Consider the following 11667-nt stretch of genomic DNA (forward strand, 5'->3'; position numbering starts at 1 on the left):
ATAGGCATGGGCAGGCTGAAGAAAAAGAGCAGGTTAAATCCGCCAAGCCATCAACTTAGTTTGGGGCGCATTCCACTTGCATCGTTGATCCAGACGCTTGCCGTCGCCGAACATCTCAGCTTCTACCGCGCCGCTCAGGCGCTCGGCACCAGCCAGTCCAACGTCAGCGCGAGGATCAAGGCGCTGGAGCAAGACCTCGGCATCCTTCTGTTCGAGCGCAATACCAGAGGCGTCCGCCTTACCGAGGCCGGGCGCCTCTTTGTCGAGCGGGTCGCCGCCGGCGTCGATCAACTCGACCATGCGGTGAAGACTGCTGGTATGGCGGCGTCGGGAGAGTGCGGCCGACTGCGCGTCGGTATCCATGCTCTGATGCCGCGCAGCTTTCTTGCCGAACTGATCGCGCAATTCCGCGAAGACCATCCTGGCATCGACGTCGAGATCACCGAAGGCACAGCCCGCGAGGCGGTGATGCAGCTTCGCGCCGACCGGTTGGATGTGGCGTTCGTGGCGGGGGCTCCCGAACTGCCCGACTACCACGCCCGTCCGATCTGGACCGAGCCGCTGGTGGTTGCGCTGCCGGAGAATCATCGCCTTGCCGGACGACCGGAGATCACCTGGGCCGATCTGGTGGGAGAGACGTTCCTTGTTCGGCATGGCGGCACTGGACCGCAGGTTCATGACCATATCGTGCTGCGTCTGGCAGGGCTTTGGCCCGCACCGTCGATCCAGCGCTTCGACGTAGGGCGGGGAACGCTACTGTCCATGGTTGGGCAGGGTTTCGGCGTCACCATCGTCAGTGCCGCCACGGCGCAACTGCCGTCAACGGGCATCGTGTTCCTGCCGTTGGCCGATGAGCCAGAGCCAGTCCCTTTCTCGGCTGTCTGGTCGCCGTTCAATCGCAACGCCGCGCTGCGCAACCTGCTTATGCTCGCAGGCACGATGGGCCGCGATTCGCGAAGCCGTCTGCGCAGTAGTAGCAGGGTGACCGTGAACACCGAAGCAACCCGTCCTATATACCGCCGATAGTATCCGGCAGCCCTCTCGCATCATCTTTGCTGTTGCCTGTCCCGATTTTGCCTACTCTCTGATCGGCTCTGTCTCTCTTGCCGACTGGAGCCCGTATGCGCGGAGGCCGAATTTTATGGGGTCAGATCGCTGTCGTCTTCACCATCGTTCTGGTGATGGTGTGGGCAGCGACGCAATGGACGGCGTTCCGCCTCGGCTTCCAGCCGCAGCTTGGAGCACCGTGGTTCGAGTTGGCGGGCTGGCCGGTCTATTGTCCGCCGGCCTTCTTCTGGTGGTGGTTTTCTTTCGACGCCTATGCGCCCGCGATCTTCGTAGAGGGTGCAATCATCGCCACGTCCGGCGGCTTCCTCGCCATCGCCGCCGCCATCTTCATGTCGATCATCCGGGCGCGGGAAGCGCGCAACGTCGCCACATACGGATCGGCGCGATGGGCCGAGGACAAGGAAATCCGCAGCGCCGGCTTGCTCGGCTCCGATGGCGTCGTGCTCGGCCGATACGAACGGGACTATCTACGCCATGACGGTCCCGAGCATGTCCTATGCTTCGCCCCGACGCGCAGCGGCAAAGGTGTCGGGCTGGTAGTGCCGACGCTGCTGACATGGCCGGCATCCGCTATTGTCCACGACATAAAAGGGGAAAACTGGACACTGACAGCCGGCTTTCGTGCGAAGCACGGCCGCGTTTTGCTGTTCGATCCGACCAACGCCAAATCGGCCGCCTACAACCCGCTGCTGGAGGTCAGGCAAGGCGAGTGGGAGGTCAGGGACGTTCAGAATATCGCGGATATTCTGGTCGATCCTGAAGGCAGCCTCGACAAGCGCAACCATTGGGAAAAGACTTCCCATTCGCTTCTGGTCGGCGCGATCCTGCATGTTCTCTATGCGGAGAAAGACAAGACGCTGGCGGGCGTCGCCAACTTCCTGTCCGATCCGCGCCGCCCGGTCGAGGCGACCTTGCGCGCCATGATGGACACGCCGCATCTCGGCGAGGCGGGCGTTCATCCCGTCATCGCGCCGTCGGCTCGCGAACTGCTGAACAAAAGCGAGAACGAGCGCAGCGGCGTGCTGTCCACCGCCATGTCGTTTTTGGGATTGTATCGTGATCCCGTGGTGGCGCGCGTCACCGCACGATGCGACTGGCGCATTGCCGATCTGGTCGGCAGCTGCCAGCCGGTCACGCTCTATCTGGTCGTGCCGCCGTCCGACATAAACCGCACCAAGCCCCTCATCCGCCTGATCCTCAACCAGATCGGCAGGCGGTTGACGGAGGAATTGACCACCTCCGGCAAGCGCCATCGGCTGCTGTTGATGCTCGACGAGTTTCCGGCGCTCGGCAGATTGGATTTTTTCGAGTCCGCCTTGGCCTTCATGGCGGGCTACGGAATCAAAGGTTTCCTGATCGCGCAGAGCCTCAACCAGATCGAGCGCGCCTATGGGCCGAACAACGCCATTCTCGACAATTGCCATGTGCGCGTCAGCTTCGCCACGAATGACGAACGCACCGCCAAGCGGGTGAGTGACGCGCTCGGCACCGCGACCGAACTGCGCGATTCCACCAACTATGCCGGGCACAGATTGGCCCCGTGGCTCGGGCATCTCATGGTGTCGCGGCAGGAGACGGCCCGGCCGCTGCTCACGCCGGGCGAGATCATGCAGCTTCCGCCAACGGACGAAATCGTGATGGTCGCGGGCACGCCGCCGATCCGCGCGACCAAGGCACGCTATTTCGAGGATGCGCGGTTTCAGGAACGCATCCTGACCCCGCCCGATCTGGTCGCCGCTCCGCTGGCGCCCAGCCCATCCGCCGATGATTGGTCCGGCCGCGTGGTCGCGGCGGAAAGCCGTTCCGCTCCGGCTGCCGCAGACGGGAACGAGGGTGATCCAGCCAATGCCGGCATCCGCCGCGAGCCGGAATTGCCCGAGCATGAGGAAGTCGTCGCCCCGCCGCCGTCGCCCGAACAGGAGTTCGAGTTTCTGGACGACGAGCCGGATGTTGACGCGGCCAAGGCCCGCGCCATGCGCCAGCGCATGAGGATGGTCGCGCGGCAGGTGGCGCTGAACCCCGATGATGGAATCGACCTTTGAGGATACGCCCATGGCAACCAGAACCCGCATGAACGTCTATTTCGACCCGGAGCTGCTTAAACAGGTTGAAATGCTGGCCCTGCGCCGGCAAGTCTCGAAATCCGCCATCATCGAGGCTGCCGTCGCTTCCTTCTTGTCCGGCGACGCGGCGGATCGGCTGGAAGCGGCCATGTCGCGCCGCCTGGACAGGATCGGGCGCCAGATCGACATACTCGACGAAGATCTCGCCGTGCTCGGCGAAACCGTCTCGCTGTTCGTCTACTTCTGGCTTGCCGCCACGCCTCCGCAGCCCGAAAGCGCACAAGCCTCGGCCCGCGCCAAGGGGGCCGAACGGTTCGAGGGATTCATGCAGACCCTCGGCAAGCGGCTGGCAACCGGCGACAGGTTCCTGAAAGAGCTTTCGCGCGACGTTGATTCGTTTCCGCAGGACCAGTCCGGCGCGGACGGCGACCGATCCTGACTCCGCATCCTGTCCTATTTTCCGCAGATCACCGCATCCCGCCGCATGCGCTTAAATACTTGTTGAAGCGGCCCGATTCCGGGCTTTCTTAATCGACCCCGATCCGGGGACCACCTGTTGCGCCCCGCCAGAAACCGGGGCCGACATGACCTTCACCGACCACAGACAGGAAATCATCGGGCGCGGGGCACGGATGTTGCGCACCGCGCTCGGCCCGGCCATTGCCCGGTTTCTGGAAGACCCCTCCGTCATCGAGGTCATGCTGAACCCCGATGGCCGCATCTGGATAGATCGGCTTTTGGAAGGTCTGGCCGATACCGGCGAGCGCCTGTCTGCTGCCGATGGCGAGCGCATCGTGCGCCTGGTCGCGCACCATGTCGGCGCGGAGGTCCATGCCCGCAGCCCGCGCGTCTCCGCGGAACTGCCGGAGAGCGGGGAGCGCTTCGAGGGTTTGCTGCCGCCTGTCGTCGATGCGCCGGCCTTTGCCATCCGCAAGCCCGCCGTCGCGGTCTTCACGCTGGACGACTATGTGGCGGCTGGCATTATGACCCGGTTTCAGGCCGAGGCATTGCGCCTGGGCGTTGCCACACGCGCCAACATCCTCGTGGCCGGCGGGACATCGACCGGCAAGACCACACTCACCAATGCGCTCCTGGCGGAAGTCTCGAAGGGCGCCGATCGTGTCATTATCATCGAGGACATGCGCGAACTGCAATGCACCGCCGAAAACAAGGTGCCGATGCGCAGCGTGGACGAGGTGATCGATCTCCTCGAGCTGTCGCGCGCGACCATGCGCTTCCGGCCTGACCGCATCATAGTCGGCGAGGTGCGCGGCCCGGAAGCACTCGGGCTCCTGAAACTTTGGGGCACCGGCCATCCCGGCGGCATCGGCACCCTCCATGCTGGTTCCGCGCTCGGCGCACTCCACCGCCTCGAACAGCTTGTCCAGGAAGCCGTCATCACGGTCCCCCGGTCGCTGATCGGGGAGGCCATCGACCTTGTTGCTGTCCTGTCCGGGCGCGGTTTCGCGCGCCGGCTCGCCGAACTTGCCCGCATCGACGGGCTCGATCCCGCCGGCAACTACCGCATTACCCCGATCATCCCCGATCCAGAAGGAGATTCCGAATGATCCGTCATGCCATGCGCCTGCGTCGCCACGTCGCCACGGCCACCACCTATGTCAGCCTGTTCATGGCACCGGCCGCCCATGCGTCCGGCTCGTCGATGCCGTGGGAAGCGCCCCTCGAAAGCATCCTCCAGTCCATCGAGGGGCCGGTCGCCAAGATCATCGCCGTCATCATCATCATCGTCACCGGCCTGACGCTGGCCTTCGGCGATACGGGCGGCGGCTTTCGCAAGCTGATCCAGATCGTGTTCGGCCTGTCCATCGCCTTTGCAGCGTCGAGCTTCTTCCTGTCGTTCTTCTCCTTCGGTGGCGGGGCTCTCGTTTGATGGCGGGCGGACTCGAACAGCTCGACGCGGTGCCGGGATTCTCGATCCCGGTCCACCGGGCGCTGACCGAGCATATCCTGCTCGGCGGCGCACCGCGCTCCATCGCCATCATGAACGGAACGCTGGCGGGGGCCGTGGGCCTCGGCCTGCGCCTCTGGCTGGTCGGCATCGCCATTTGGGCAATCGGCCATTTCGCGGCCGTGTGGGCGGCGAAGCGCGATCCCCAATTCGTCGAGGTCGGGCGCAGGCATCTGCGCGTCCCCGGCCATCTGGCGGTTTGAGGGAGGCGCGTCGATGATGAACCTTACCGAATACCGCCGCACCACCACCCGGCTCGCCGACTATCTGCCATGGGCCGCGCTGGTCGGCTCCGGCGTCGTCTTGAACAAGGACGGGAGTTTCCAGCGGACGGCGAAGTTTCGCGGTCCCGATCTGGATTCCGCCGTCGCGGCCGAGCTGGTCGCCGTCGCCGGCCGCATCAACAACGCCGTGCGCCGTCTCGGCTCCGGCTGGAGCATCTTCGTAGAGGCGCAGCGTAGCGAGGCAGCGACATATCCCGACAGCATCTTTCCCGATGCCGCGTCGGCGCTGGTCGATGCCGAGCGGAAAGCCGGTTTCGAGGAAGCGGGCACGCATTTCGTGTCGGGCTACTTCCTGACCTTCCTCTGGCTGCCCCCGGCCGAGGAAGCGGCCCGCGCGGAAACATGGCTCTACGAGGGCCGAGAGAAAACCGGCGTGGACCCGTGGGAGCTGCTGCGCGGCTTCATCGACCGCACCGACCGCGTGCTGGCCTTGCTCGACGGCTTCATGCCCGAGTGCCGTTGGATGGATGACGGCGCGACGCTTACCTATCTCCATTCCACCATTTCGACCAACCGGCATCGCGTGCGCGTGCCCGAGGTGCCGATGCACCTCGACGCGCTGCTGGCCGACCAGCCCTTGACCGGTGGGCTGGAGCCGCGCCTTGGCGACGCGCATCTGCGCGTCCTGACCATCGTGGGATTCCCGACCGCGACGACGCCAGGCCTGCTCGACGAAATGAACCGCCTGCCGTTCCCCTACAGATGGAGCACGCGCGCGATCCTGCTCGACAAGACCGATGCGACGCGGCTGCTGACCCGCATCCGCCGCCAATGGTTTGCGAAGCGCAAGAGCATCGCCGCGATTCTGAAAGAGGTGATGACCAACGAGGCGTCCGCCCTTGTGGACACCAATGCGGCCAACAAGGCGCTCGACGCCGACATGGCCTTGCAGGAGCTTGGGGCGGATGTTGCGGGCATGGCCTATGTCACGGCCACCATCACCGTTTGGGATGCCGACCCGCGCATTGCCGACGAGAAGCTGCGCCTTGCCGAAAAGGTGATTCAAGGCAGAGATTTCACCGCCATGCCGGAAACCGTCAACGCGGTTGACGCATGGCTCGGCAGCCTGCCCGGACACGCCTACGCGAATGTGCGGCAGCCGCCCATCAGCACTTTGAATCTCGCCCACATGATCCCGCTTTCGGCGGTGTGGGCGGGGCCGGAACGGGACGAGCATTTCGGCGACGCTCCACTGCTTTACGCCAGGACCGAAGGCTCTACCCCGTTCCGGCTAAGTCTCCATGTCGGCGACGTAGGCCACACCCTTGTCGTCGGCCCAACAGGCGCGGGCAAGAGCGTTCTCCTTGCTCTCGCCGCACTCCAGTTCCGCCGTTACGCACGAAGCCAGATCTTCGCCTTCGACTTCGGCGGCAGCATCCGGGCCGCTACGCTCGCCATGGGTGGCGACTGGCATGATCTCGGCGGCGAACTGACCGCCGCCGGGGTTTTCAGCCCTGACAGTTCCGTGGATCGGGATTTGCGCATTTCTCTCGCTCAGGACATTGCCGGGGTCGCCCTGCAACCACTGGCGCGAATCCACGAGACTGCGGAACGTGCCTGGGCCGCCGACTGGATCGCGGCAATCCTCTCGCGCGAGACTGTTCAGATCACCCCCGAGGTCCGGGAGCATATCTGGACGGCGCTGACGTCGCTGGCCTCGGCACCGGCTGGGGAGCGGACCATCACCGGGCTGAGCGCGCTGCTCCAGTCCAACGATCTGAAACAGGCGTTGCGTCCCTATTGCATTGGCGGAGCTCATGGCCGGCTGCTCGATGCCGAGGCCGAATATCTCGGCACGGCGGACGTGCAGGCCTTCGAGATCGAGGGGCTGGTGGGGACTGGCGCGGCTCCTGCCGTGCTGTCCTACCTGTTTCACCACATCGGCGACAAGCTGGACGGACGGCCGACGCTGCTCATCATCGACGAAGGCTGGCTTGCGCTGGACGACGATGGCTTCGCCGGCCAGCTCCGCGAATGGCTCAAAACGCTGCGCAAGAAAAATGCCAGCGTCATCTTCGCCACGCAAAGCCTGTCGGACATCGACAATTCGCCCATAGCGCCGGCGATCATCGAGAGCTGCCCGACACGGCTCCTGCTTCCCAACGAGCGCGCCATCGAGCCGCAGATCACCGAGATTTACAGGCGGTTCGGTCTCAATGACCGCCAGATCGAAATCCTCGCGCGGGCCACACCCAAGCGCGACTATTACTGCCAAAGCCGCAGGGGCAATCGCCTGTTCGAGCTGGGCCTGTCCGAAGTCGGCCTCGCGCTCTGCGCAGCATCCGCCAAATCAGATCAGGCTGACATCGAGCGCATCCATCTCGCCAACGACCGCGACGGGTTTATGGCAGCCTGGCTGCGCCATCGCGGCGTCGCTTGGGCAGCCGACCTGATCCCGAGCCTCACCAATCTCGCCCCGTGGGATGAAGCCCCACCCATCGACGCCGCCGTCGGCGACGAGATCGAACTCACCCTGGACGAAAAGGAGATTTCCCCATGACGCGCAAAATGCCCCGCATCACCCATATGGTCGGCGCCTCCGCACTGGCCCTCACACTTGCCGCACCGCTGGCGCTGGCCCCGGTGTTCACGACACCGGCCCATGCCTTCTTCGGTGGGTTTGGCCGGATCGTCTATGACCCGACCAACCACGCCGAGAACCTGCTGACCGCCGCCCGCACCCTTGAGCAGATCAACAACCAGATCGCCAGTCTCCAGAATGAGGCCCAGATGCTGATCAACCAGGCTCGCAACCTTGCGAGCCTGCCGTATTCCTCCCTCCAGCAGCTTCAGCAGAACGTCCAACGCACGCAGCAGCTTCTCGGGCAGGCGCAGAACATCGCCTTCGACGTGCAGAACATCGACCAGATGTTCCAGCAGGATTACGGCAATCTGTCTCTGACCGCGACCGACCAGCAGCTCATCGCGGATGCGCGCAGCCGGTGGGAGAACACCGTTGGCGGCTTGCAGGACGCCATGCGCGTCCAGGCGGGTGTTGTCGGCAATATCGATAGCAATCGCGCCGAGATGGCCGCGCTGGTCGGCCAGAGCCAGGGCGCGACCGGCGCGCTGCAAGCCACGCAGGCCGGCAACCAGCTTCTCGCCCTGCAATCGCAGCAGCTTTCGGATCTGATCGCGGTCATGTCGGCCAACGGCCGGGCCGAGGCGCTGATCGAGGCGGAGCGCGCGACCGCTGCCGAACAGGGCCGCATCCAGCGCGAGCGGTTCCTGACGCCGGGCACCGGCTACCAGCCCGGCAACGCGCAGATGTTCAACGGCAACAACTGACGGGAGGCTCGCCATGGACGGCAAGATACTGGCCCGCCTCGGGGCCGTGGTGTTCGTCGCCATCGCCGTTACGGCGACCGCAATCGACATGGCGCGGAAGGACGAGCCTTCCGCGCCAAGGCCAGCATCGGCCCTCCAGCCCCCGGCCGATCCGCTGCGCGAAACCTTGCGCCGTTGCCAGCAGCGCGGCGAGGCGGCGGCGAATGACGCCGGCTGCCTCGCCGCCTGGGCTGAATCCCGCGACCGCTTCCTTGGCAGGACTCCTGCGCCCGAAGCTCCGCAGCAGACCGGAGGACAGTGAGCTATGGGGGGAACGGGGGTCATCGACAACTTCCTGGGCATCTTCACCAGCTATATCGACAGCGGGTTCGGGCTGCTCGGCGGCGAAGTCGCCTTCATCGCCACGACGCTGATCGTCATCGACGTGACGCTCGCCGCGCTCTTCTGGGCATGGGGCGCCGATGACGATGTGGTCGCGCGGCTGGTGAAAAAGACCCTTTCCGTCGGCGTCTTCGCCTACATCATTTCCAACTGGAACAATCTCGCGCGGATCGTCTTCGAGAGCTTCGCCGGCCTCGGCCTGATGGCCTCGGGCACCGGCTTTTCCGTCACCGATCTGATGCGGCCGGGTCGCGTGGCGCAGACCGGCCTCGACGCGGGCCGTCCATTGCTCGAATCCGTTTCCGACCTGATGGGCTGGATCGCGGTTTTCGAGAATCTGGTCCAGATCGTCTGCCTTCTCTTTGCCTGGGCGCTGGTGATCCTTGCTTTCTTCATCCTGGCCATCCAGCTTTTCGTGACGCTGATCGAGTTCAAGCTGACCACGCTCGCCGGCTTCGTGCTGATCCCTTTCGGCCTTTTCGGCAAAACCGCCTTCATGGCCGAGAAGGTTCTGGGGAACGTGGTTTCTTCCGGTATCAAGGTGCTGGTGCTGTCGGTCATTATCGGCATCGGCTCGACGCTCTTCTCGCAATTCACAGCCGGTTTCGGTGGGGCGACCCCCACCGTGGACGACGCTATGGCGATTGTTCTGGCAGCCCTGTCGCTGCTCGGCCTCGGCATCTTCGGTCCCGGCATCGCCAACGGCATTGTTTCGGGCGGACCCCAGCTTGGCGCAGGCGCAGCTGTGGGAACCGGGCTTGCGGTCGGCGGCGCGGCCATCGCCGCTGGCGGCGGGGCCATGCTTGCCGCCAAGGGCGGTGCCGCTGCCCTGTCCGGTGGAGCCGCTGCCGTTCGTGGCGGCGCGGCAACCGCAGGCGCTGCCTCCGCTGCCTATAGCGTCGGATCGCTCGGTCAGTCCGGTGCGGCTGGTGTTGCTGCCGGCATGGGCGGTTTGGCGCGCGCCGCTGGTTCCGCCGCTATCTCGCCCCTGAAACGCGCCGTCGCGCGTGCCGGTGAATCCGTCAAATCCAGCTTTTTCGATGGCGTGAAGGGCAGCTTCGGGGCCAGCGGCGGCAGTTCCACCATGGGAACGGTCGGCGGCGCAAGCGCCGAACCCGCAGCCGCGCCATCCAACCCGGCCGGCAGCTCTCCGGCTTGGGCGCAGCGGATGCAGCGCCGGCAGGCCCTCAATCATGGCACCACCATGACCGCCCATGCCGTCCGCTCCGGCGACAGCCACGGCTCCGGTTCCTCCGTCAACCTTTCCGAAAGTGACCGCTCATGAGCATCTTCAAACGACCAGCAACCCATTACGGCAAGACGCCGGAACCCGAGACGCCCTATCAGCGCGCCGCGCAAGTCTGGGACGAGCGTATCGGCTCGGCTCGCGTGCAGGCGCGGAACTGGCGGCTCATGGCCTTCGGCTCGCTGATCCTGTCTGTCGGCTTCGCTTCGGCATTGGTCTGGCAATCGGCGCGCGGCACCGTGGTGCCTTGGGTTGTTCAGGTGGACAATCTCGGTCAGGCGCAAACCGTCGCGCCCGCCAATGCCGACTATCGCCCGACCGATCCGCAGATTGCTTTCCATCTTAGCCGATTCATTGAGCAGGTCCGCGCGATCCCGGCCGACGCCATCATTGTCCGCCAGAACTGGCTTCGCGCCTATGAATGGACCACGGATCGCGGCGCGGCGGCGCTGAACGATTATGCCCGCGCCAATGACCCCTTCACCAAGGTTGGCCGCCAGCAGATCGCCGTCGAAGTGTCATCGGTCATCCGGGCATCGCCGGATTCCTTCCGGGTGTCGTGGGTGGAGCGGCACTACGAGAACGGCCAGCTTTCCACTACGGAACGATGGACCGCCATCCTGACCATCGTGATCCAGACCCCGCGCGATGCCGAGCGACTGCGCGCCAATCCGCTCGGCATCTACGTCAATGCAATTTCGTGGTCGCGGGAGATGAGCCAATGAAAGCCTCAGCTTGCATCAATCACCTCGCTGATCTTTCCCTCGGAGATCATGAAGAACGAGGTGCCCGTCATCTTGATCTCCTGCCCGGCCTTCCAGCCATTGGGCAGGTCGGTTTTGACCTTGGCGCGATAGCCGATGCGCACGGCTGCACGGTCGTCTATCGCGATACAGTCGAGGATCGTCTGTTCTCTTTCAGCAAACAACTGGACGCCCTGTTCCGCCAGCGCGCGAAATGCCTCGATCCCGTGCGTTTCGTTCGTCGTCTCTCCGTTCGATCTGTTGATAAACCGAACGTCGTCCGACAGGCAGTCGAGCATCGCCTGAACATTCATCCTGTTGTAGGCGTCGATATACCGGGCAACAATCGTCGGCACAGAATCCATTCTGTCGGTTCCTCCTTACTGATCCTGAAGTCGCTAACCTATGCGATTTTTGCGACGGCGTTTGCAATTACTTTGGCAGGCTGCGCGACCAACCGGACGCCGCAATTCAGCTACGACGCCAGCGTGCCGCCGCTGCCAACCATGCAGGCGGCGGCAACCGACAACACGCCTCGGCCGCTGCATGTGCCCCCGGCATGGACCGTGGCGCGCGGCGGCACCGCCGCCGGCACGCCGACCGGCCGCGTTGAGAACGCCAATGC

The 11667-nt window shown here is 64.7% G+C and carries 12 protein-coding genes and 1 pseudogene; 12 read left to right on the forward strand and 1 reads right to left on the reverse strand.

All coding sequences use genetic code 11. The features are described 5' to 3' along the window. The first annotated feature begins 6 nt into the window (after positions 1–6). From L981_RS17795 to trbF, 11 genes are all read left to right on the forward strand, one after another. Positions 7–1026 carry a LysR family transcriptional regulator gene (locus tag L981_RS17795; protein WP_052171892.1) on the forward strand — a complete coding sequence of 340 codons (1020 nt, stop codon included), beginning with the start codon at positions 7–9 and terminating at the stop codon, positions 1024–1026. Positions 1027–1121: 95 nt separating this feature from the next. Then, a complete protein-coding gene (locus L981_RS17800) occupies positions 1122–3110 on the forward strand; it encodes a conjugal transfer protein TraG (protein WP_043619029.1) in 1989 nt (662 codons plus the stop codon). Between the two features lie 10 nt (positions 3111–3120). Beyond that, entirely contained in the window at positions 3121–3570 is a 450-nt protein-coding gene (locus tag L981_RS17805) for a CopG family transcriptional regulator (protein ID WP_043619078.1), read from the forward strand. A 145-nt stretch (positions 3571–3715) separates the two neighbouring features. Beyond that, entirely contained in the window at positions 3716–4699 is a 984-nt protein-coding gene (trbB, locus tag L981_RS17810) for a P-type conjugative transfer ATPase TrbB (protein WP_043619032.1), read from the forward strand. Beyond that, the gene (locus tag L981_RS17815) at positions 4696–5022 is read left to right on the forward strand and encodes a TrbC/VirB2 family protein (protein WP_043619035.1); all 327 of its coding nucleotides are present in this window, start codon (positions 4696–4698) and stop codon (positions 5020–5022) included. Before trbB ends, L981_RS17815 begins: the two co-directional genes overlap by 4 nt. Further along, a complete protein-coding gene (locus tag L981_RS17820; protein ID WP_043619038.1) occupies positions 5022–5303 on the forward strand; it encodes a VirB3 family type IV secretion system protein in 282 nt (93 codons plus the stop codon). Before L981_RS17815 ends, L981_RS17820 begins: the two co-directional genes overlap by 1 nt. Positions 5304–5316: 13 nt before the next feature. Beyond that, positions 5317–7884 carry a conjugal transfer protein TrbE gene (gene trbE, locus L981_RS17825; protein ID WP_043619041.1) on the forward strand — a complete coding sequence of 856 codons (2568 nt, stop codon included), beginning with the start codon at positions 5317–5319 and terminating at the stop codon, positions 7882–7884. Beyond that, positions 7881–8672 carry a P-type conjugative transfer protein TrbJ gene (gene trbJ, locus L981_RS17830; protein ID WP_043619044.1) on the forward strand — a complete coding sequence of 264 codons (792 nt, stop codon included), beginning with the start codon at positions 7881–7883 and terminating at the stop codon, positions 8670–8672. Before trbE ends, trbJ begins: the two co-directional genes overlap by 4 nt. A gap of 13 nt (positions 8673–8685) precedes the next feature. Beyond that, positions 8686–8973, forward strand: coding sequence for a putative entry exclusion protein TrbK-alt (trbK-alt, locus tag L981_RS17835; RefSeq protein ID WP_043619047.1), 288 nt, complete (start codon positions 8686–8688; stop codon positions 8971–8973). Positions 8974–8976: 3 nt separating this feature from the next. Further along, complete coding sequence (gene trbL / locus L981_RS17840; RefSeq protein ID WP_043619050.1) at positions 8977–10338, forward strand: P-type conjugative transfer protein TrbL; 1362 nt, start codon at positions 8977–8979, stop codon at positions 10336–10338. Beyond that, positions 10335–11024 (forward strand): conjugal transfer protein TrbF, encoded by a 690-nt coding sequence (trbF, locus tag L981_RS17845; protein WP_043619053.1) that lies wholly within the window; start codon positions 10335–10337, stop codon positions 11022–11024. Before trbL ends, trbF begins: the two co-directional genes overlap by 4 nt. 5 nt (positions 11025–11029) lie before the next feature. Here trbF and L981_RS17850 read toward each other — a convergent pair whose 3' ends face one another. Further along, complete coding sequence (locus L981_RS17850; RefSeq protein ID WP_043619056.1) at positions 11030–11407, reverse strand: nuclear transport factor 2 family protein; 378 nt, start codon at positions 11405–11407, stop codon at positions 11030–11032. An 18-nt stretch (positions 11408–11425) separates the two neighbouring features. Here L981_RS17850 and L981_RS35585 point away from each other — a divergent pair. Then, positions 11426–11667, forward strand: a pseudogene (locus L981_RS35585) (P-type conjugative transfer protein TrbG); the annotation flags it as partial.

It is taken from the genome of Ensifer sp. ZNC0028 (assembly GCF_000799055.1).
GTDB lineage: Bacteria > Pseudomonadota > Alphaproteobacteria > Rhizobiales > Rhizobiaceae > Ensifer.